The sequence below is a fragment of the Paenibacillus sp. SZ31 genome, from assembly GCF_012912005.1.
GTDB lineage: Bacteria > Bacillota > Bacilli > Paenibacillales > Paenibacillaceae > Paenibacillus.
This window is the reverse complement of the sequence record NZ_JABBEA010000002.1, coordinates 147,786-169,274: the sequence shown is the minus strand read 5'-3', so window position 1 is coordinate 169,274 and position 21,489 is coordinate 147,786. Positions and strand designations below refer to the sequence as shown.

The following is a 21,489-nucleotide window of genomic DNA, read 5'->3' as shown; positions in this document are numbered from 1 at the left end:
ATAGCAGCCAGCTTCATTTAGGCATTGAAAATAGACGATCCTGTTAATCCAGGGCCGTCTATTTTTTAACGTTGATTAATCTTCTGTGAACTGATAACCAAGTTATACGAAGTAGATGATTTCTGTGATCCATGATCAATGAGTCTAGTTTGTCACCTCTGACTTTTTAATTGGTAGTAAACGATTTGTTGCGAATACGACCATTACAACCAGAAGAGCTGTTATCCCGATTAAAAGTTGGATATTGCCTAAAGGATACAAAAAACTTCCAATTAGTGGAGCAGTAGCCATACCAAGATAACGAACAAAGTTATAGACACCCATTGCCGTAGCACGCTCTTCAACAAACTCCGAGGACAAGAGGGTTGGCATCACTGGTGTGGCAAGTCCCATCACGAATCCAGTAAGCATCAGAGAGAGAAGCAATCCAATTAGAGAGTAATCTGCAGCAAAAATAAAAATCACAAGACTCAAAATGGTCATTATACCGGCCCAGAAGAGTGTTCGTACTGAGCCTATACGGGTTTGTAAACTTCCACTCATTTTACTTCCAACAAGATTGAATATCATGAGGGCAAGGGAGAAAAATCCAATGCTTGCAGCGCCTAAAGCATACTTCGTTTGTAATATTGTAGGTAGAAATACAATGAATGTGTAAAAGACATCATACATGATGAAACCGCTCAAAAGAACTACAACGCCGGTTTTGTTCCCCAGAATTTTCCCAAATGCTTTTAAACCTAGTCTTGTTCCCGCTGGTTTTATGTTGACTGGTTTTGTCTCAGGTAACATAAATATGGCTGCTATCAGGATTAGAAGAGCACTGACTGCTGCAAAACCAAACGTACCCGTGTAACCGAATTGACTACCGATAATACCACCGATGAGCGGACCAATAGCTGGTGAAATTCCAAGAATCATCTGATATGTAGCCATGCTTTCGGCACGCTCTTTACCCTCAAAAACATCTCCGATCATTGTAGCAGCTACTAATGGAACAGATGATGCGCCTATTCCTTGAATGACTCGAAAAATGAGTAACATTTCTATTGAACCTGAAAACATGCATCCTATAGTAGCAATTACGTAAATAATTATACCCGGGACTAGGATTTTCTTACGTCCATTACGATCAACAATGGGGCCAAGTATGATCTGCATGGTTGCCATGGCCACAGTGAATAAAGTAACCGTTAGATTAACTAAATGTAATGACGTATTTAGATCTTGTTGCAGATCAGGTAGCAAAGGAATGTACAGGCTTTGAGCAAGAGATACAATAGCGGCAGAAATCCCCAAGATAAAGAGCAATCGTCGTTTGTTCATAAAACACCTCCAAATTATATTGACTGACTGTCAGTCATATTGTATATTGAGCTTATAACATTGACTGACAGTTAGTCAAGTTGTACATTTAAACTATTATAAAGGAGTGACAAAGGAGATCTGACAATGACACGAGTAAGCAAGAATCCCCAGGAACGAAAAAATGAAATACTGACTGTGGCTATGGAATTATTCAACTCGAAGGGCTACGAAAATACATCCGTCAGTGAAATCGTAAGAAAAGTTGGTGTTTCACAAGGGACTTTCTACAATTATTTTCAATCTAAAGAAGATGTACTTCATGCTGCTTGTGAACGAACATTATCATCTCGTTTGGAAGCCATACATCATTTAGTTGAAAATCGCGATCACAACGCGAGAGAAAAACTCATTCGTATTTTTATGGATGCAACCCCTAACGAACAGGATGAAGATGTATTTGAATATCTTCATAAGGAAAGTAACAGTACCTTGCATCAAAAATGGATTGTGATCGAAATTAATGCATTGATTCCTTACATCAAAAAAATCGTTCAGCAGGGGGCAGAAGAGGGAGAATTTCTTGCTCAACAACCTGAGCTTAAAGCGGAGTTTCTTTTGGTAGGTGCTGCATTTTGGCTTGATCGTGGTGTGTTTACCTGGAATGAACAAGATTATCTGGAGAGAAAAAATGCTTTGAACGGGATCATTGATCAGCTACTTGCTGTTAATAAGCAATGAATTGCATCGTTCAACAGACTATAGGAAGAAGGAATACGAGAATGAATTCAACAACAAAAGATTTTAGTGAGGTTTTACATGGCCGTCGTACGATAAAGAAATACGATCCGAATTATAAAATTAGTCGGGAAGAAATCACTGAAATGCTCGAAGATGCTGCTTTGGCTCCGTCAGCATTCAATTTGCAGCCTTGGCGATTTGTCGTTATTGACAGTGACAAAGGTAAGGAAGACCTGCTCGAAATTGCGCCTTTCAACTTTTCACAAATTAATACTTCGTCAGCAGTTATCGCCGTCTTTGGTGATCTGAATTTTGTTGACAGTGCAGAAGAAATTTACAAGGAAACCGCTGATCTTGGCTATATAACGCAGGAAATTAAAGATAAGATGCTTGCTATGGTTGTACCCATGTATAATCAATTTTCGATGGATAAGAAAAGAGAGTCTGTGTTACTGGATGGCGGACTTGTCTCTATGCAGTTTATGCTTACGGCACATGCTCATGGTTATGCGACAAATCCAATGTCAGGCTTTAACAAAGAGAAGATTGCAGCAGTATTGGGATTAGATCCAGAGCGATATGTTCCAATACTGCTCATTTCAATCGGCAAGGCAGCTTCAGATGCGCGCCCGCCTGTTCGTCTTCCGATCAGCCAAATTACAGAGTGGAAATAACGGGATTACTACTACGAAAAAAATGCCTCGAACTATAGTACCAATGAAAGTCGCTATTTTAGCGGCTTTTTTTATTTTAATAGTCTCAAGACTTGACCTACAGTCAACTCTATGTCTTATACTTCGAATAGCCTTGAAAATTATATAAAGAATTGGAGATTTATTTAACATGACGAAGAGTACAAATTGGAGTGTTTTTGGACTGGCAATACTCCTTGGTTTATTTTCTACATTAGGTCCATTTACGATTGATATGTATTTACCGGCTTTTCCGGAGATTGCACAAAATATGAATACAACGGCATCACTTGTACAATTTAGTCTTACTGCCTGTTTATTAGGACTCGGTGTAGGACAACTCGTAATGGGTCCTTTGAGTGACGCGTACGGTAGACGTAGACCCTTGTTAATCTGCATGGCAGCCTATATTATTTGTTCCTTGGCATGTGCTTTTGCTCCGAATATCGGACTATTGATTTTGTTTCGTTTCACGCAAGGATTTGCGGCTTCAGCTGGAATTGTCATTTCCCGTGCGATAGCTAGAGATCTGTACAGTGGACATGAACTCACTAAATTTTTCTCTTTGCTTTTGCTTGTAGGGAATTTGGGGCCTCTGGCAGCACCCATCGCGGGAAGTGGGGTTCTTTCATTCACGACATGGATTGGCGTGTTTATCTGCCTTTCATTCCTGGGGATTTTCTTATTAATCATGACAAAGTGGAGCTTAAAAGAAACACACCCCGTAGAAAAACGTATGGTTCCAGACTTCAAACAACAATTGGGGAATTACAGAATGCTTCTGCGTGACCGTAAGTTTGTAGGCTACATGCTGGCACAGGGAATTATGACGGCAGGGGTCTTTGCTTATGTAGCCGGAACACCTTTTATTTACCAAAATATATATGGCGTTACACCCACTGTATTTGCTATATTGTTTGCTTCGAACGGAATCAGTTTGATCATCGGATCTCAAATCGTGGGGCGATTGGCCAAACGTATCCCTGAGCAGACCCTGCTATTATCTGGTCTATGGCTTGCTATAATAGCAAGTGTTGCTGCTTTGGTGGTAACTTTGGTTCATGGTCCACTTTTCGCTTTGGTCATTCCATTGTTCTTCTTCGTCTGCTCGATCGGGATTACGTCTACAGCGGCATTCCCACTTGCCATGGAGAGTCAAGCTAAGATGGCCGGAAGTGCAGCAGCACTGCTCGGAGTCGTTCCTTTTCTTCTGGGTGCACTGGTTGCTCCTCTGGTCGGTATCGCAGGTGAGGACACCGCCGTCCCATTAGGACTCACTTTATTAATGACCAGTATCATTGCGATTGTTACTTATTTCATACTCGTTAAAAACGTCACGCAGCATACACCTAATCATGCCCAATCTAATGCTGACTTTTAAATAGAAGGAACAGCTCGCCAAGCATTGGCGTGAGACATGAATATGGCCCCATTACAAGTCGCTAACATAGCGGCTTTTTTTGGTTTAAGGGCAGAATAAGTTTAATCTCTCTTTTACAGCATTCAGGACTTCTTCCGGGATCTCCTTGACCTTGATATCTTCACCTAGAAACAGCAACCAATTGGTCATTTCGGTTAATTCTTCTAAGTTATGAACATTCATATATGCCTTTAGGAGGGCTGTAGTTTGGTACGGATTCGTATAGGCAATTGAAAGCTTTATAGGATGGTATTTTTTGAATTGGGCAATCGCCTTTGGACCAAGTTCCAGAACAAGATTGATAACTTCTTCCTGTGTACTTAGTTGCTCTATAATCTTCTTAGGGCTTAACCTTTTTTTCGTCGGGTATACTTCTACATGAATGAGGTTGTCGACAGATACGATTCGTCTCTTTTCCTCCTCTAAGTCAAAACCTTCAATGATCCAATGGCCTTTTTGATGATGAAGGTGCAAGAGAACAATGGGATACGACTTTGTTTCCTTCTCTTCTTGGACTGTAACTAACAAATAACTCTCTGTAAGAAGAATTTGGATGAGTTTTTCCAAAGTAGGGTGGGGCAGGTCTGACAGGTCAAGCAAGTCTGGATTATGGGGATTGGTCCCTTCAAAAAGCAATATTTGATTCAAATGCACCAGATCATCTTGTTGATTCTCGGAGATGAGACCCAATAATTTTTCAGCTAAAGATTGACGACTCTTCAGATAAGGAAGTTGTTGATTTCTTGTTGCCATAAAGGCAATAAATAACGCTTTGATTTCATTATCGGTAAAGCGGACCGTGGGCAGGAGGGAGTTGTTCATGACAAAATAACCGCCATCCCTTCCTACTTCAGCGACAAGTGGCATTCCCATGGCTTCAATTTCTCTGATATCTCGAATAGCCGTTGAACGAGAAATGCTAAATTCTCGCATGATTTCAGAAATGGTAAAGTGGGCACGGTTATTGATATATCGCGTGATGATATTAATGCGTTCAACTTTTTTCATGGGGCCCCCTAAACAGTATCAACTTTTGACATGATTTAAGGTTATTATAAACCCATCAAGTGAAAAGACAAATCAATTGATAAATTAAAGAGGACGGTGTAAACCATGAGTAATTATCATTTTGAAGAAAAAGAGAGCTTTATCGTGTTAGGTATTGGAACGGATCTTAAGAGCGACTATACAGACTATGCTGGCATCAGCAAGGAGAAGGCGGATTTTTGGTCCACAGTGAAAGAGGATGGAAGCCTGGACAAATTAAAGTCTCTTGCAACAAACGACTACATTTTTGCCGTAAACGAAGCAGTGAATAACAAGATGATGCATTATGCTGGCGTCATGACAGAAGAAACTCTGCCAGAAGCAACGAGAGTGATCCAATTTCCTAAGGGAGAATACCTGGTTGTGAAGGGCGAAGCTGAAACGGCTGATGCGCTCAGTAATATGCTTACTGGCATTGCCTTTGGTCAAGCCCTACCGGTGGAAAAGGATTATGCCTATGTTGGTGGTCCAAACACAACGGTTGAGATGGGAGAGAGAAACGGCTTAGTATATGGTGAAATGTGGATTCCTGTTGTAAGGAATTGATGAGAAGGAGAACGCGGAAAGTCGGTCGTATTGGCGTTATTAAATAAAGAATGAGTATTTGAACACAAGCAAATGGAACGGGGCTATTGTTTTTTTAGTAGGGAACGCAGTTGTTATCCCAAACTGGGGATAAAGAACTGCGTTCCTTTTTTAACCTTGAACAGGTTATACGATCAAATTAATACCTTTAGATTCGATGACTTGTTTATACCAATGAAAACTTTTCTTTTTAATACGTTTAAAGCTTCCACTTAGATCATCGTGACGGTCAACATAAATAAATCCATATCTCTTTCTAATCTCACCACTGGATTGACTAACCAGGTCAATAGGGCCCCAGCTGGTATAACCCATGACTTCAACCCCGTCCTCCATGGCTTCCCTGACTTGACAAAGATGAGCATTAAGATAGTCAATACGATAATCGTCCTCAATCTCTCCATGTTCATTAATAACGTCATTCGCTCCCAAACCGTTCTCTACGATGAAAAGTGGTTTTTGATAACGGTCATAGTATGTGTTAAGCGTATAACGCAGACCTTCCGGGTCGATCTGCCAGCCCCATTCCGAGCTCGACAGGTATGGATTCTTGACTGTACTTAAAATATTTCCCTTAGCCTGAATATTTAATTCTTCGTTCGCCGTGGCGCAGCCGCTCATATAATAGCTGAAAGAAATGAAATCAACTGTATGGCGGAGCATTTCCTCATCACCTGGTTCCATATGAATCTGGATGTCATTTTCCTTGAAATATCGTTTGATATAACCAGGATAGCATCCTCTAGCTTGAACATCAGCAAAGAATAGCGTTTCACGTTCCTGTTCAAGGGTCTTAAGCACATCGGACGGATGAGGAGTTAACGGATACAGGGCCACTCCTGCGATCATACATCCAATTTTGGATTCCGGGTTGATCTCGTGACCGATTTTAACCGCCATCGCACTCGCTACAAACTGATGGTGAATTGCCTGATACAGAACCTGTGGAGATATCTCTCCCTGATCATGACGAATGCCGACAGAGATGAACGGGGCATGGAGGGCAATGTTGATCTCATTAAATGTAATCCAGTGAGCAACTTTATCTTGATAACGTTCAAATACTACTCTAGCAAAGCGTTCATAGAAGTCTATTGTTTTGCGATTGGTCCATCCACCATATGTGTCAACGAGATGCATAGGCATTTCATAGTGGGAAATGGTAACAAGGGGGACGATATTCAGTTTAATCATTTCATCAAACATTTTGTCATAAAAGGCAAGACCAGCTTCATTCGGTATCTCTTCATCACCGCGGGGGAATATTCTAGTCCAAGCGATGGAAACACGTAAACAACTGAATCCCATCTCTGCAAAAAGAGCCAAATCGGATTGGAAATGATGATAAAAATCCACCGCTTGATGTTTCAAATACTCGCCTTGAGGAGGAGAGATAATCGGCCCCCAAATCCCGTTTGGCAATACGTCTGCAACAGACAGGCCTTTGCCTCCTTCCATGTAAGCACCTTCGACTTGATTGGCGGCTACCGCGCCGCCCCACAAAAAGTTTTTAGGGAATTTTTTCACAAAAATCTTCCTTTCTATGGAGTATCACTTATAAGTGATGCTCTGCTGTTTTAAATGAATAGCGACTGACTAAGGTACAAGCGTAATGACTGGATTCGGATGGCTGGTTTGGATATCCTCTGTTGGCAAAACTGACTTATAGATCTCGGTATTAGTAACAACGACGGGAGTTGTCAGATCAAATCCAGCTTTCTGTATTTCAACTATGTCGAACTCCATCAGCAACTGACCCGTTGAGATCTCATCACCTTCCTTAATGTGAAGAATGAAATGCTCTCCTTTTAATTTGACCGTGTTCAGGCCAACGTGTATAAGCAACTCGGCACCATTATGTGACAACAGTCCAATCGCGTGCTTAGACGGGAATGTGGTGACGATTTTACCATTAAAAGGAGCGAAAACCTTACCTTCAGTCGGTACGATTGCAATGCCTTTACCCATAGCCTCTATTGAGAACGCAGCATCATTCACGTCTTTTAGAGCTTTAATTGTTCCGTTAATTGGGGTACTAATCATTTCTTGGGTTACACTTGAACTGGTGGAGTCCTGAATCTCCTCGGTTGTATTTCTCTTGTGGGACGCATTTGTGGCGGTATTTTCTCCAATTCCAAAAATCAGTACAAGCACCGTTGCCACGATCAAGGACACGAATGCGCCAAAAATAGCGTACCCGATTGGAGTAAAAGCACCGAAGGAAAAAACACTCTGGAGAACAAAGGAGGTCGCATTGACTTTAAATACAGCAAGGAGGACCCCACCGGTGGCACCCGCCAAAATCATTAGCGGAATTAACCTTTTATAACGGAGAACGATACCATATAGAATCGGTTCTGTAACTCCTGCGAGTAATGCAGTCATAGTTGAGGAACCTGCCGCTGCTTTCAGCGAGGAATCCTTAGTTTTCAGGAAAACACCTAATGCGATACCCGTTTGTGCGAATGTCGCTGCCAACCACATGCCGATGATAGGATCTGCTCCAAGCTCGCTCAGGTTCAACAAAATAATGGGTACCAACCCCCAGTGTACGCCCAGAACGACGAGAAACGGAACAAGTCCTCCAATAACTAGACCGGCAACAATACCACTGTTTTCCACCAGAAACGCTATACCACTGGCGATGCCCTGGCTTACGTAAACACCAAATGGACCAAATGCAATAACTGTTAATGGTACAACAATAATAAGTGACAACATGGGAACGAGGAATAACTGAACACTTTTCGGAATAATTCTTTTCAGATGTCTTTCCAATACCGTAAAGATTGAAACTGCAATAAAGACGGGGAACACGGTAGATGCATAGTCAGCAACGATGACTGGTATGCCGAGGAATGTTGTTCGTTCCACACCGGAAGTTAGGATACCTGTAAAATTAGGTTCCATTAATGCAGCACCGATGACCCCGCCTAGGTATGGATTAGAGCCAAGTTTGGTAGCTAACGTAATCCCTAGTAGAATGGGGAGGAAATAAAACACCGCATTACTTGCAGCAGCAAGGATCAGGTACGTGTGTGACTCCGCAGTAATCCAACTAAGTGTGATCAAGATACTCAATAATGCTTTAATCATACCTGAGCCGGCCAAAGCTGGAAGAAGGGGAGAAAAGCTGCCTGAAATGATTTCGAAGATTCGCGAAGTAATGCTTCTCTTTTTCGTATTAGACTGCTTTTCTTGGGGAGAATTCACATTAAGTTGCTCCATAATAGCGCTGTAAACTTCGGGGACCTGATTTCCAATTACAACTTGATATTGCCCACCACTCTCTACAACTGTTAAAACTTCTTTTACTTGCTCCAATGAAGGCTTATCCGCTTTGCTTGTATCGTTTAGAACGAATCTCAAACGTGTCGCACAGTGTACCAGACTTTCAATATTAGACTCACCACCGACCAAGCGAACAATATTCGATGCTACTTTGTCATATTTCTTACTGCTGCTCTCATTTGCCATAAGGTTCCGCTCCTCTGAAATCTATTCTTACGATTGAGTAAACACCGTTCTGATCGTTACAGGCATCGTTATCATCGTCGATACATCCAACATTCTCAAAGTATCGTCATCCAGAATTTTTCCTGTCTCGGAAGTCCAGGCTACTGCCGCTGCTTCGGCGCTTTCAAATGTGTAGGTGGAAATGGCATCATAACCCTGAAGTTTATCCGCATAATCTCCATCACCTGATCCAGCTTCTCTTACAGGATGCTGTCGATATTCAACTAGCCCCGGCAGTTGTCGAGCAATCGGACCATGTACATGCTCATAGTGATGATAAAATTCCTCCAGTGTGAGTTCAGCGTGTCGCTTAAATATGAAAACAATGGAATGCATATGAATCCCCCCTTTATTGATTGTGAACTACAATTCAGTTGTTCATGATGGTATAATAAAGTCTATTGTTACAATACAGTCAAGAGTAATTTGTCGAATGTAAGCGCTATGTGATATGAAACATTACACGGGAGTGACCCTATGAATACATACTTATCCATTGGAGAAATGGCTAAATTAAACAACGTCACCATTCAGACACTTCGTCATTACGATAAGTTAGATATATTCAAGCCTGAATATGTAAATAAAGATAACAACTATCGTTACTATAGTGTAAGACAAATTTTTTATCTGGATATCATCAAGTATTTGAAGTTTATTGGTACGCCGCTTGACCAAATTAAGCAGGTCATCGAATTGGCACCTGAAGAGATTTATCTGTTTTTGGACAAACAGGGGAGTATTGTGGAGGAAAAGATCATGCAACTCCAGGATTCTCATCGCATTTTGAATCAACGTAAAGGTCAATTAAAAGAACAACTTTTACTGGGGAGACAGACAAAGGGAGTTCCTTACCAGCGGAGGATAGCAGAGCGAAAGGTATTGAAATTGCAATTAACCAACCAGGTCACCCCTCTCGATAACCCGGATATGTTATTCCGTAATCTCGCCAATATCCTGGAAGTCGAAGGGATGATTATTGATAATTTGTATGGCTGCATCTATCCGCTTCAAGATTATAAACAAACTGCAGATATCCAATATAGCGCTTTGTACACTAATGTACACAAAGAGGCCATTTCTTCCATGCACACTGATGTTGCCTTGACATCCATCCCAGAAGGGAGATATCTATGCATTACCTTCAAGTGGTCTATTGAGGCATACTATGGTTACTTCTCCAAACTAAAGGAGGCTTATATGGAAATGGGATTACCGATGCTAAACGATGTGTACGAGGTGTCACTTCCAAATAATTATGCTGTTGCCAAAGACGAGGACTTTATTTCCGAATTGCAAATCCGAATAGATCAATAAGAGCATAAAGAAAGGAACTGATGAAATCCAGTTCCTTTCTTTATGCTCAATTAACTAGTCGTTCAGCAATGGTAACTTATTCAACATAGAAGAAAGCGCAATTGAATCCCAAGGCAAATGCTCTGTAATTCCAAGTCCAACAACATCAAATTCAGAAGAAACCTCTTGGATCAGACGTGTTACGGATTCTATGGAAGCACCTTTCGGCATTGTGTCCATGTGTTTCTCATATTCTCCAGGCTGAGCAAAGTAAGTAGAGCGAAGTTGGTGAATATCCAGAACGTCCAGGTCAAAATGAATGGCTACTCGGGAAACACCCATTTTCTTCAGTAATGACAGTACCGAATGGCTAGAGGTACCGAATTCCGCAGCAGGGACATTCGGAAAACCGAATTTTTGATAAACAGATCGATCTTTTTCACTCTCATCGTTGATACCCGCAAAAACAATGCGATTGGGATTTACCTTACTCGGAACCAACGCTGCAAAATCCAGATCCCCCTCACCCAGCAATGTTGCCAACACCATCGCATGATAATGCGGAAATACATCCGGTGTTGTAATGTCGGGGTGTGCATCGATCCACAAAATGGCAAAGTCATTCTCGTATTTTTCGGCCAGATATGCAAAAGGAGCAAGTTCGACACTGCAATCTCCACCAAGTACTACAAGACGATCCGGTTGACGCTCATGGATAATTTCAGAGGCATGTTTTGTCTGGGCGAGCAGCTGTTGCTTGGCGATAATGCCATCTTCTTTCACTTGGTCAAGCGATTCCGTAACCATAATGGGAACTTCAACTGTCTCTTGTTGGGTCACTGGAGCGAGCCATGCAAGTAATTGTGCGCCGAAGTGATAAGCAGGATTGTTACCTCCTTGCCACTGCGGCATAATCAGACGTAGCGTTCGTTTATCGTTCTTTTCACTCATTTATATCATTCCTTCCAATCAAGAATATACTAAGCATAAACTCTATACAAAGAAGAGAGTCAAGACTAGTATTTTACCCTCTTGGAGGTAAGTACTCAGGAGTAGCTTCTTGTGAACAGATGGTATTGTGCCACAAAGGGTCATCTGGTGAGAGCGTAACGATTCTTTTCTCTTACGCGTGTTACGTACGTAGGCAACGGTCTATTTTTTAAGAAAATTGTATAAACATTAATCTATTAATAAGTGAAAACCATTTAATAGCTGCAATACATCCATAATTCACAATCAAATTAGAAACTTTTTCCTAAATCTAGCGTCTAATATTATGACTTTTTGAGGGGATACAAATTACTAGAGAGCAGAAGGAGCCAAAGACAAAGCATGAATATGAAGAAGAAATTGTCCATTTTTACCGCTTTAGCCGTTTTCCAAGCATTTGCAGTCGGTTCCGTGAGTGCGCAGTCAGCGCCGCAAAGTGACGCAGCGTCCGTAAACACGGCCAACGTAGAATCGGTTGAGGTGATAAAGGAAGTGCAACCGATTGCAGAGCGTGAAGTGAAGACGGAGAGCACTAACGCACCGATCGATACTCCGACCTCTGATGAAACGAAACCTGAGGTAGAGAAACCCGCGGATTCTACAACCCAGGAAGGAAGCACGGAGGAGGTTGAAACGCCAGCTACGCCTGCTCAAGTAGAGCAACCATCCGTTGATGGGAAGTCTCCAGTAGGCTCAGGCGGAAATCTGACGTTGTACATGAATAGCAACAAAATGGAACAGGATGGAAAAACGTATCTTGCTGGCCAACCAATGGCTGTAAGAAACGGTGTATCCTATGTTGCAATCCGTGCGCTGGTTGACCGCGTGGGATACGGGGTTAAATACGATAACCAAACCAAGGAAACTATCATTATTAGTGGTGACGATGAACTCCGATTCACAACCAACAGTAAGGACTATACTGTAAATGGAGAGACCAGAACGATGAAAGGCCCTGCGTATCAGCAAAAAAATACGTTCATGGTGCCTTTAACTTCCATTACTCAAGCTCTGAACATCACTTATAAAGTCAATCAGCCAGCTAAGACGGTTGTACTGAATCTAAATACGAAACCTGTTGCAAGCTTTACCATTTCCCAAAAAGAAATCTTTGCGGGCGATAAAGTGGACTATGTGACTTCTTCCAGTTCTCCAAATGCGCTGGATATCGTTGATGAACGCTGGACTGGTCGTCAGGAATCATTTGATCAAGCAGGTACATATACAATTTCATATGAGGTCCAGGATTCCATTGGTCAATGGAGCGATCCCTATTCCATTACGATTGAAGTTTTGACTCCTAATCTTCCTCCTGTAGCCATGTTCGCCACGGATAAAGAAGAATACAAAATGGGCGAAAAAATAACATACACAGACCAAAGCACAGATGATGAAGATAATATTGTTAAAGCCGTATGGGAGAACAATTCACTTGCTTTCTTTGAACCGGGTCCAAAAACGGTGACACTTACGGTTACTGACAATCACGGCGCTACGAACACATACTCCAAAGTCATCACCATAACGAATGAGACCTTATATTCATTCACCGATTTCAATTTACTCTTCACGCCGGTAGGACAGAAATTTACCTTTAACGGCGGCGAAGTGACAACGATGGAAAAAGTGCCTTATACGTACATGGATGAGCCAAGTTTGCTGATCCGCAGCAACAGTCCGGAAACCGTGAATACGGAAGGTATCGTATATAAAGAATCATCTTTGGGGCAGACCCGTTTCATGATTCACCATGTAAATAATACAGGCAAAAGAGTAAAAATGTATGTGATTGCAACCAATAACAATCCTAATCCAGCCGTATTCGAACAACAAAATATGGGCTTTGCAGGACCTACACCGTATGCTACCGTGGCTGGGAAATTGTCTATTGATAAATGGTTCAAGTCGATCCAGACCGGAGCTGATCAAAAGAAAGAATACCTTCAACCTGGAGAAAGCAAACTGATCTTGACCGAACTTAATAAAACGCCGATGAAAGAAGGACAAGTGATCTCCCTCTATTCGGACGCTTATAGTGATTATTCCCTGGACTATAACGTTATCCTGGTCGAGGAAAATAAAGATCCGTTCGAGGCTCTACCATTACTACCTGTGCTTGATCGTGACGGAGTGCACAACCGAGGAACGTACCCGAATGCGACTCGCGTCATAACGTACGATCAGCAAGTGGGAACCAAACCAGCGCGTCTGCCACTTGGCGATAATTCAAGCGATCCCAATCTGGTTGGAACAGATCCTATGGCTTACACAGACGCATCCAATGCGGGCAATTTCGGTGTATTGTACAAAATCACGCTGACCAATGTCGCTCCGCGTACGCTAATCTCATTTAACCCTCGTGGAGGGAAGTACTCCGGAGTAGCTCTGGTGAACAATCAGTTGGTAGCGATTGCCGAAGGCAACGTTGCAGTTACCAATTCAAGTGAACAAAGCGTTCTTTACCGCACAGGATCATTTGGAGAGAGTGTAACGATTCTTTTCTCTGCCGCCCCAGGAAGTAACCTGCCGGTCAATCTGCTCTTTACACCACTCCCATCGGAGAAGTAAAGGTATATAAGGTTTTATATCTAAATCAAAGGCAACCGAACAGGAATGATTCGGTTGCCTTTTTTTGCGTTGGAAGAAATCAGACTGTAGTTGGGAATGAATCATTTCGTTTAGGAGAGGTTATTTTCCAATAACATTCCCACTTGTTTCCCCATAACTTGAGGTGAATAGGGCATGTCATTAATAAACCACCATTCTACAATTCCTACATAAGCTGGTGAGATAAATTGAATAAGAAGCTCTTCATCTATTCCTTGTCTTTTTCCCTCGGACATATCCCAACCATTCTTAATATCGTCTGTGACAAAATCGAGGAACCGGCTACGGAAAAAAGGAGCTCCTTTACTAGCTAACATCGCTGAAAAGAATGAATAATGTTGTTCAAAATATAAAAACCATGTTGCATCGCCCTCTAATGAATCCACTTCAGTTTCCAATTCACACAATCTCTTTAATTCCTCAATATGTTCTTCAATAAGCTTATCCAGTAAATCATACTTATCCAAGTAATGCAGATAGATCGTTCTACGATTAACATTTGCTTGATCAGCAATATCCTGAATTGTAATGTCATCAAAACTTTTCTCAGACATGAGTTCTATCACTGCTTTTTTGATAGCTTCTTGAGATTTCAAACTTCTTCTGTCCACTTTAAGCATGTACATCCACCTAACTTTCTTGAAAATAATTCACAATTTAAGTCGTGTTGTGTATTAATGCACGAATCCTGATGTTTTGTGGTTGTTGATACATTTTATTTATATATAATAATACACGAACGAGTATTAAACCCTCAATGTGAATTTAAATTAAAATAGATGATTACAGCCAAAAGGAGGAAAGTTTGGTTTCAATCATTTGAATATCATCTTGGGTGGAGTACAGCATGAGAAAGAGAATATGGAGCAACGGTGGGGGTAACAATCATGTCTAAACGAAATAATTTATTTATATTTATATTAACTTTGGGTGTCTTCGGAATCTTAAATACTGAAATGGGCGTTATTGGGATATTGCCTCAAATCGCTGAACAGTTCAATGTTAGCGTGTCTCAAGCGGGATTGTTAGTAAGTCTGTTTGCACTTGCAGTTGCAATATCGGGTCCCATTCTGCCTTTAGTGTTTTCGCGTTTTAATCGCAGAGGGGTAATGCTACTTGTACTCGGTGTGTTCGTGATCGGTAACATTTTCTCTATATTTGCAACAAACTTTACATTCGCAATAATTGCTCGTGTTATCCCAGCATTTTTACATCCCGTCTATATCTCGATCGCTCTGACAGCAGCAGCTAGTTCGGTTAGTGAGAAAGAGATTCCTAAAGCAGTGTCAAAAGTCATCATGGGCGTATCTGCTGGTATTGTGCTAGGTGTACCCATCACAACTTTTATTGCCAGTATCGCTTCAATTGATGCTGCTATGACATTCTTTGCTATCGTGAATGCTGTAGCATTCATTGGTGTATTACTATTTGTTCCATCCATGCCTGTCAGAGAAAGGCTTTCCTACGGATCTCAACTACGTGTATTGAAGAAAGCAATAACTTGGCAATCTATTGTTGCCGTTATATTTGTAAATGCAGCAACGGCTGGAGTGTATAGTTACTTTGCTGAATATCTTGCAACCATTACTCATATCTCTGGTAAAGGCCTCAGTCTAATGTTAGTTATATTTGGTGCAGCCAGTTTGATTGGTAACGTATTAGGAGGAAGATTGCTTTCCAGAAATGCAATTAAGTCCGTAATGATCTATCCATTTGTATTTGGAGTAGTCTACATCTTCCTGTTCTTCATGGGCCAATTCACTGTCCCTATGTTCATTATTGTTGTTATATGGGGAGTGCTGTATGCAATCGCAAGCAATATTAGTCAATATTGGATTACGTCAGCAGCTCCGGAAGCCCCTGAATTCGCGAATGGGTTATTCTTAACATCTGGTAACCTGGGCGTAACCATCGGAACAACTGTCGGAGGGTTGTTTATATCAGGAATGGGGGTTCGGTACATTGTAGTAGGTGGACTGTTATTTTTGATTTTGAGTTTGGTATTTATCCTTCTAAGAATTTATATGTACAACCCTAAAAAACAACTGTCTCATTGAGAATTTAATAGTTTGTTATTCAAGGGGTACGTTAAGAACGTATCCCTGTTTTATTGAAGAATAACCACACTCCAGGTACAGCGCAATCCTTTTATGAGTCATAGATATCCTTTATAAGTTGAATAAAGTGTGCAGTAGCTGAGCTAAATAGCCTGTTCTTTTTCCAAGCGAGTACATGATTTGTTATTCGTTCAGGTTCAAAGGGAACAAAACAAGTGCTATTACTTTCCCGGATTGTATATGATCCGCTTACACATATGGCATACCCCAGTCTCCGTTCTACCAACTGCATCGCGTTAGTCAATAAATTATGGGATGCGAAAATAGTAAGCCGATCATTCTCCACACCAAGCCAACTTGCAATCTCATTTTGCACAATTGTCCGACGAGGTGGAATTAAGGGTAAAGAAAGTATTTCTTGAATTGCGATTGAAGATTTCTGAGCAAGAGGATCATCTCGTCTCATCAGAATACCCCACTTTTCCGGATAGGGTAATCGAACATAGTCATATTTGGCAGTTTCAATGGGTTCCAATAATATGCCAATATCGATATTTCCTCGATCAAGCTTCTCTCTAATATCATCTCCATCTGCACTATACAGTTCATATTGTACTCTAGGATGACGGTTGGAGAATTTCTCTACGATTTCTGCCAACGCTCCGGATACAATGGACTCCACACATCCAATAGAAACTACTCCACCAATCAAATCTTCCTGCTCTGCCAGATCTCTTTCTGTCTTGTCTAAAAGGGACACGATCTCTTTTACCCGTTGCTGATACAAGAGACCTTTATCTGTTAGTGTAATCTGCCTCTTTCCTCGTATAAACAAACGCGTACCCAGTTCTTCTTCAAGATCCATAAGCTGCCTGCTTAGTGTTGGTTGCGAACATCTGCTATAGCTGCAAATTCGGTTGGCAGTACGATTACTTCATTGCAAGCTTTACCTGGAATGGCAATCGGTTTAGGTATGTCCATAGTCATTTCCAGATGTGTAGGTGCTGGAGATTTTGCGCAGGCTAGATTCTATACGAAAAAGATACTTGGTATCATTTTTGTGGCACAGATTGTGAGTTCCGTGGTGAGTTTAGTCTTGTTTCCAAGTATACTGAGCATTTATAATTTTTCAGCAGAAGCAAGAGAATGGACTACTGAGATTGTGTGGAGCCATGCGATTGTCATGATATTGATTTGGCCTTTCGGAAATGCACTTCCATCGGTATTTCGGGCTGCTGGAGATGCAAAATACCCCATGCTAGTGAGTATGATTACTATGTTTTGTTGCAGAATTATGTTCGCTTATGTCTTGGTATACCAATTTGATATGGGGATGTTTGCAACATGGATAGCTATCTATTGTGATTGGTTGATAAAAGGAGGGCTGTTCATTTGGAGGTATGTTAATGGGAAATGGACTAAATTCCAAGCTATTGAGCTAACTGGCAGGAAAGCTGAATAATTAATCGAATTGCTTGAAGGGATGGCTTTAAGTAACGAAATATGATCTCGCTGAAAGTCGCTAATTTAGCGGCTTTTTTTGTTGCATCCGTACAAGGTCTTTCCCCGAATCAAAAACCTTATACTTCAAAAAAACTGAACGTTTTATTCAGAAACGGTTCTTTGACTTGCCGATGACATCAACATAGAGTGATGACAAGACAGGCACTCGATTTCAGCTATGAAAATAAGAGACATTCACACCCTTGACTTTCCCCTGCACGGGAAACTGTATACTCGCATTATGTTAATAGATTGGAGATGATATGTTGTTCAAAATCAGTGCGTTTTCCAGGCTTAGTAGGGTTTCCTTAAAAACACTGCGTTATTATGACCAGATCGGCATACTCAAGCCGAGTAAGGTAGATCGTGATACGGGCTATCGTTACTATTCCGCAGATCAGCTTCTTGAGCTTAACCGAATCTTGATCTATAAGGAATTAGGCTTCACATTGCCCCAGATTACACAGTTGCTCCAGGAAGAAATTACAGTAGAGAATATTCAGGGCATGTTTAGGCTGAAAAGAAGCGAAATCCAGCGAATCATTGACGCAGAACAAGCCAAACTGATCAGGATTGAGGAGCGTATACAGCTTATAGAAGTAGAGGGGCAAGTCGAAACAGGGCAAGAGATCAGAATCAAAGCAGAAGATGCTCAGCCGTTTCTTTTCCAGAGCGCATGCGGGAGAGAAGAGGACATTCCAAATTTGTTACATCAGTTTGATCTGTTCGTAACAAAGGAAATTCGCCAATTGATTCAAGGTCCTCAGATTGTTTTATGGAAAGAAATCGACGGAAAAGAGGATGAGTTTGAGTTCGAAATTGGTTATTTCTTAACCTGTGAGCTGCGATCACCCCCAGATCCATTGCAGCTGCGATTTCTTCCTCCTGAGCCCATGATGGCTACAATGGCTTTTCTTTCGAATGCTAATTTTGATTGTGCAGCTTGTGTTCATCTAGCGAGATGGATTGAGAAGAACAACTATCAGATCAAGGAAACCGAGTCTGGCAGGGAGCTATATTTCCCCTTATCTGAAGAACAAGAGGCACAATTTATAGAAATACAAATCCCAATACGAAATAGATAACTGAAGAAAGCGGAGTGGAGTGAATTGAGAAATAAATGGATCATTTATGTCCTGGCATTGGCTGTTTTTCTGATCGGAACAATAGAATACATTATTACGGGAGTCATTGAAATGATCGCCGAAGACCTGAGCGTATCTACTTCTGAAGTTGGTATGCTGGTGACTGTATTCGCTCTGGCAGCGGCGATCGTTGCTCCTATTCTAATTACATTTACCATAAATATGGATCGCAAGAAGTTACTGATAGTCGCCCTCAGCGTGTTTATTGCCAGCAACGGACTTATGCTTGTAGACCTTTCTTATGAAACATTACTATGGGTGCGAATGATTCAAGGGGCAAGCGGCGGAATCGCCACCGTTATAGCTATGGCAGTATCGACGCGACTGGTTGAAGAAGAGAAGAGGGGCAATGCCATTGGTATCATTTTAATGGGGCTCAGCAGTTCGCTAGTACTCGGCGTTCCCATGGGCACATTCTTTAGTGAGATGTTTGGGTGGAGAGTACTATTTGTTTTGATCGGGTTGTTAAGTATTATTCCATTACTTATCATCTACAACAAGGTTCCGGCAATCAAAGAGGAAGAAAAGATTACTCTCAGAATGCAGCTCGCCATTTTGAAAAATCCAACCATTCTGACTGCCTTGCTTATTACTTTATTGTATATCGGCGGCTATTCTACGCTGTTCACTTATATTACGCCCTTCTTACAAGCCACGTCCTCTCTTTCCATGACCGAAATAAGTGGTATTCTTTTTCTGGCCGGGATTTGCAGTTTTGTGGGATCAAAAGTGGGCGGACAATTGGCAGATGCAAAGGGATTGAAATTCACAATTTGTATGGGTCTTCTGTTACAAGGGGTGACTCTTCTTTTGTTCGCTCTAGCCGGTGTGAATCTATTGGTTTTATTGCTAGTTTTAATGATTTTCATGTTAGCAACGTGGAGTATTTCCCCGGCTCAGCAACTGTATCTGGTCACTCTAGCACCTCGCAATCCGGATATTGCCCTTAGCGTCAATACTTCGTTCATCCAGTTTGGTTTTGCACTGGGATCTGGATTAGGCGGGTTTGTCATCAGTCGTACATCTGTCTTTTACTTGAATTGGCTGGGTTTTGCTGCTGTGAGTATAGCCTTTCTTCTTGCTATTTTACTATTTAAGAGAAGGAGAAGTAAGATTTGAATGAAAAAAGCCCTTATCTTCGGATGAAAGAAGAGAAGGGCTTTTCCTGAATATTGGATTACTGATGCTTTCTAAGAATATCGAATATGATCTTTGCATTATCTGTATTGTCGATCAACCCGGAGAATCGATGACTTGCAGGACCGTAGGCATAGACTGGAACATCTTCTCCTGTATGTCCACCTGTTGTCCAGCCCGTAAACGAACGGTTATCAATAATCGCTTCAATGGCATTATCAATCTTCGTTACATCCGCACTTTGGGCTGCTTCTTTCACCGATTGAATCTCTTCAGCTTTCAACTCCAGTTTCAGATAACTTTTCAAAGTTTCTTCAACCGAAGCACCTTTCGCAATTTGCGCTGCCATGAAGTCTGGAGTCCGGAGTGCAGCTTTGATCGGGTCTACGAAGAAGTTGTATTCTCCATCTTCTCCTAGCGTAAGTCCTCCCGTGGAGTGGTCTGCAGTAGCTACGACAAGCGTTTCGCCGTCTTTTTCGGCGAAATCAATGGCTGCCTGAAATGCTGCTGCAAAATCCTCCATCTCGCTCATCGCGCCAACAATATCATTATCATGTCCTGCCCAGTCGATCTGGCTGCCTTCAACCATAAGGAAGAAACCTTTGTCGTTAGCGCTGAGGCGATCAATCGCTGTATTTGTCATCTCAGCCAATGAAGGAGTTGCGTCAGTGCGATCGATCAGCTTATCTAGACCTCCATCCGCGAACAGTCCGAGAACTTGTTGATTCTTATCGGCAAGCAGAGCGGAGCGATCCGTCACATAACTGAAGCCGGCCTTCTGGAACTCCTTCGTCAGGTCACGACCCTCGCGTACAAAATTGGATTTGCCTCCTCCTAGGAGTACATCAACCTTATGCTTGCCATTAATCAACTCATCATAGTAATCATCCGCAATGGCATCCATGTTTTTCCGGCTAATATCATGGGCACCGAATGCAGCTGGTGTGGCATGAGTAATCTCCGATGTAGCCACGAGTCCCGTGGATTTCCCGTTTTCTTTTGCCTGTTCCAGTACGGTTTTGACTTCTTTCTGTTCAGGGTCTACAGCAATGGCCGCATTATAGGTTTTTACTCCTGCCGACATGGCCGTTGCTGCGGAAGCGGAATCCGTCACATTTTGCTTGTCATCATCCGGATAGGTCATTTGTGCTCCCACCAGATAAGGGTCAAATACAGTTTTGTCCATGCCCTTCGTCGAAGGGTCATCCTTCATATAACGGTAGGCGGAAGTATAAGAGGTTCCCATACCATCCCCTATAAGGAAGATGATGTTCTTGACTTGTTTTTTCTCCACACTTACGGCTTGAACCGCACTTGCTTGTCCGGCTGACAAGAGAGTAGAAGCCGATACAGCTAGAGTCAGTGCTACCGCTGGTAGTACTCTTTTGGATAATTTCACAATAATTCCTCCTCATTATATCTCAAACATGAATGCATGAATCTATACT

Annotated in this window: 19 protein-coding genes; 10 read left to right on the top strand and 9 right to left on the bottom strand. The window is 41.8% G+C overall.

Annotated features, from left to right (window positions below):
* Window positions 1–144: 144 nt before the first annotated feature.
* Window positions 145–1,326, bottom strand: a complete 1,182-nt coding sequence (locus HF638_RS05425; RefSeq protein ID WP_169479275.1) for an MFS transporter — start codon at window positions 1,324–1,326, stop codon at window positions 145–147.
* Window positions 1,327–1,452: 126 nt separating this feature from the next.
* On the opposite strand from HF638_RS05425, the gene HF638_RS05420 reads away from it, so the two are divergent.
* The 3 genes from HF638_RS05420 (at window position 1,453) to HF638_RS05410 (ending at window position 4,119) form a co-directional block, all read left to right on the top strand.
* The gene (locus tag HF638_RS05420; RefSeq protein ID WP_169479274.1) at window positions 1,453–2,046 is read left to right on the top strand and encodes a TetR/AcrR family transcriptional regulator; all 594 of its coding nucleotides are present in this window, start codon (window positions 1,453–1,455) and stop codon (window positions 2,044–2,046) included.
* A gap of 41 nt (window positions 2,047–2,087) precedes the next feature.
* Complete coding sequence (locus HF638_RS05415; RefSeq protein ID WP_169479273.1) at window positions 2,088–2,720, top strand: nitroreductase family protein; 633 nt, start codon at window positions 2,088–2,090, stop codon at window positions 2,718–2,720.
* A gap of 169 nt (window positions 2,721–2,889) precedes the next feature.
* Window positions 2,890–4,119, top strand: coding sequence for a multidrug effflux MFS transporter (locus tag HF638_RS05410; protein WP_169479272.1), 1,230 nt, complete (start codon window positions 2,890–2,892; stop codon window positions 4,117–4,119).
* An 84-nt stretch (window positions 4,120–4,203) separates the two neighbouring features.
* On the opposite strand, the gene HF638_RS05405 is transcribed toward HF638_RS05410, so the two are convergent.
* Window positions 4,204–5,166 (bottom strand): helix-turn-helix transcriptional regulator, encoded by a 963-nt coding sequence (locus HF638_RS05405; RefSeq protein ID WP_169479271.1) that lies wholly within the window; start codon window positions 5,164–5,166, stop codon window positions 4,204–4,206.
* Between the two features lie 105 nt (window positions 5,167–5,271).
* On the opposite strand from HF638_RS05405, the gene HF638_RS05400 reads away from it, so the two are divergent.
* Entirely contained in the window at window positions 5,272–5,751 is a 480-nt protein-coding gene (locus tag HF638_RS05400; RefSeq protein ID WP_169479270.1) for a GyrI-like domain-containing protein, read from the top strand.
* 165 nt (window positions 5,752–5,916) lie between these two features.
* Here HF638_RS05400 and ascB read toward each other — a convergent pair whose 3' ends face one another.
* The 3 genes from ascB to HF638_RS05385 form a co-directional block, all read right to left on the bottom strand.
* On the bottom strand, window positions 5,917–7,317 hold the full coding sequence (ascB, locus tag HF638_RS05395; RefSeq protein WP_169479269.1) for a 6-phospho-beta-glucosidase: 1,401 nt from the start codon (window positions 7,315–7,317) through the stop codon (window positions 5,917–5,919).
* A gap of 69 nt (window positions 7,318–7,386) precedes the next feature.
* On the bottom strand, window positions 7,387–9,267 hold the full coding sequence (locus tag HF638_RS05390; protein WP_169479268.1) for a beta-glucoside-specific PTS transporter subunit IIABC: 1,881 nt from the start codon (window positions 9,265–9,267) through the stop codon (window positions 7,387–7,389).
* A gap of 27 nt (window positions 9,268–9,294) precedes the next feature.
* A complete protein-coding gene (locus HF638_RS05385) occupies window positions 9,295–9,642 on the bottom strand; it encodes an EthD domain-containing protein (protein ID WP_169479267.1) in 348 nt (115 codons plus the stop codon).
* A gap of 141 nt (window positions 9,643–9,783) precedes the next feature.
* On the opposite strand from HF638_RS05385, the gene HF638_RS05380 reads away from it, so the two are divergent.
* A complete protein-coding gene (locus HF638_RS05380) occupies window positions 9,784–10,623 on the top strand; it encodes a MerR family transcriptional regulator (protein WP_169479266.1) in 840 nt (279 codons plus the stop codon).
* A gap of 54 nt (window positions 10,624–10,677) precedes the next feature.
* Here HF638_RS05380 and HF638_RS05375 read toward each other — a convergent pair whose 3' ends face one another.
* A complete protein-coding gene (locus HF638_RS05375; RefSeq protein WP_169479265.1) occupies window positions 10,678–11,553 on the bottom strand; it encodes an arginase family protein in 876 nt (291 codons plus the stop codon).
* Window positions 11,554–11,934: 381 nt separating this feature from the next.
* On the opposite strand from HF638_RS05375, the gene HF638_RS05370 reads away from it, so the two are divergent.
* Complete coding sequence (locus HF638_RS05370; RefSeq protein WP_169479264.1) at window positions 11,935–14,160, top strand: stalk domain-containing protein; 2,226 nt, start codon at window positions 11,935–11,937, stop codon at window positions 14,158–14,160.
* A 110-nt stretch (window positions 14,161–14,270) separates the two neighbouring features.
* On the opposite strand, the gene HF638_RS05365 is transcribed toward HF638_RS05370, so the two are convergent.
* Window positions 14,271–14,819, bottom strand: a complete 549-nt coding sequence (locus HF638_RS05365; RefSeq protein ID WP_169479263.1) for a TetR/AcrR family transcriptional regulator — start codon at window positions 14,817–14,819, stop codon at window positions 14,271–14,273.
* 267 nt (window positions 14,820–15,086) lie between these two features.
* On the opposite strand from HF638_RS05365, the gene HF638_RS05360 reads away from it, so the two are divergent.
* Window positions 15,087–16,256 carry an MFS transporter gene (locus HF638_RS05360; protein WP_169479262.1) on the top strand — a complete coding sequence of 390 codons (1,170 nt, stop codon included), beginning with the start codon at window positions 15,087–15,089 and terminating at the stop codon, window positions 16,254–16,256.
* A 91-nt stretch (window positions 16,257–16,347) separates the two neighbouring features.
* Here the strand turns inward: HF638_RS05360 and HF638_RS05355 are convergent, their stop codons facing one another.
* On the bottom strand, window positions 16,348–17,169 hold the full coding sequence (locus tag HF638_RS05355; protein WP_348982081.1) for a LysR family transcriptional regulator: 822 nt from the start codon (window positions 17,167–17,169) through the stop codon (window positions 16,348–16,350).
* On the opposite strand from HF638_RS05355, the gene HF638_RS05350 reads away from it, so the two are divergent.
* The 3 genes from HF638_RS05350 (at window position 17,143) to HF638_RS05340 (ending at window position 20,023) form a co-directional block, all read left to right on the top strand.
* The gene (locus tag HF638_RS05350; RefSeq protein ID WP_169479260.1) at window positions 17,143–17,718 is read left to right on the top strand and encodes an MATE family efflux transporter; all 576 of its coding nucleotides are present in this window, start codon (window positions 17,143–17,145) and stop codon (window positions 17,716–17,718) included. The genes HF638_RS05355 and HF638_RS05350 overlap by 27 nt on opposite strands.
* Before the next feature lie 307 nt (window positions 17,719–18,025).
* Window positions 18,026–18,844, top strand: coding sequence for a MerR family transcriptional regulator (locus HF638_RS05345; protein ID WP_169479656.1), 819 nt, complete (start codon window positions 18,026–18,028; stop codon window positions 18,842–18,844).
* Between the two features lie 24 nt (window positions 18,845–18,868).
* Window positions 18,869–20,023 carry an MFS transporter gene (locus HF638_RS05340; RefSeq protein ID WP_169479259.1) on the top strand — a complete coding sequence of 385 codons (1,155 nt, stop codon included), beginning with the start codon at window positions 18,869–18,871 and terminating at the stop codon, window positions 20,021–20,023.
* A 58-nt stretch (window positions 20,024–20,081) separates the two neighbouring features.
* On the opposite strand, the gene HF638_RS05335 is transcribed toward HF638_RS05340, so the two are convergent.
* Window positions 20,082–21,440, bottom strand: coding sequence for an alkaline phosphatase (locus HF638_RS05335; protein WP_348982072.1), 1,359 nt, complete (start codon window positions 21,438–21,440; stop codon window positions 20,082–20,084).
* Window positions 21,441–21,489 lie beyond the last annotated feature (49 nt).

What these genes read in the sequence shown, in the direction of transcription:
- HF638_RS05425 (WP_169479275.1), bottom strand. Translation starts at nt 1,326, where the DNA reads ATGAACAAACGACGATTGCTCTTTATCTTGGGGATTTCTGCCGCTATT.
- HF638_RS05420 (WP_169479274.1), top strand. Translation starts at nt 1,453, where the DNA reads ATGACACGAGTAAGCAAGAATCCCCAGGAACGAAAAAATGAAATACTG.
- HF638_RS05415 (WP_169479273.1), top strand. Translation starts at nt 2,088, where the DNA reads ATGAATTCAACAACAAAAGATTTTAGTGAGGTTTTACATGGCCGTCGT.
- HF638_RS05410 (WP_169479272.1), top strand. Translation starts at nt 2,890, where the DNA reads ATGACGAAGAGTACAAATTGGAGTGTTTTTGGACTGGCAATACTCCTT.
- HF638_RS05405 (WP_169479271.1), bottom strand. Translation starts at nt 5,166, where the DNA reads ATGAAAAAAGTTGAACGCATTAATATCATCACGCGATATATCAATAAC.
- HF638_RS05400 (WP_169479270.1), top strand. Translation starts at nt 5,272, where the DNA reads ATGAGTAATTATCATTTTGAAGAAAAAGAGAGCTTTATCGTGTTAGGT.
- HF638_RS05390 (WP_169479268.1), bottom strand. Translation starts at nt 9,267, where the DNA reads ATGGCAAATGAGAGCAGCAGTAAGAAATATGACAAAGTAGCATCGAAT.
- HF638_RS05385 (WP_169479267.1), bottom strand. Translation starts at nt 9,642, where the DNA reads ATGCATTCCATTGTTTTCATATTTAAGCGACACGCTGAACTCACACTG.
- HF638_RS05380 (WP_169479266.1), top strand. Translation starts at nt 9,784, where the DNA reads ATGAATACATACTTATCCATTGGAGAAATGGCTAAATTAAACAACGTC.
- HF638_RS05375 (WP_169479265.1), bottom strand. Translation starts at nt 11,553, where the DNA reads ATGAGTGAAAAGAACGATAAACGAACGCTACGTCTGATTATGCCGCAG.
- HF638_RS05370 (WP_169479264.1), top strand. Translation starts at nt 11,935, where the DNA reads ATGAATATGAAGAAGAAATTGTCCATTTTTACCGCTTTAGCCGTTTTC.
- HF638_RS05365 (WP_169479263.1), bottom strand. Translation starts at nt 14,819, where the DNA reads ATGCTTAAAGTGGACAGAAGAAGTTTGAAATCTCAAGAAGCTATCAAA.
- HF638_RS05360 (WP_169479262.1), top strand. Translation starts at nt 15,087, where the DNA reads ATGTCTAAACGAAATAATTTATTTATATTTATATTAACTTTGGGTGTC.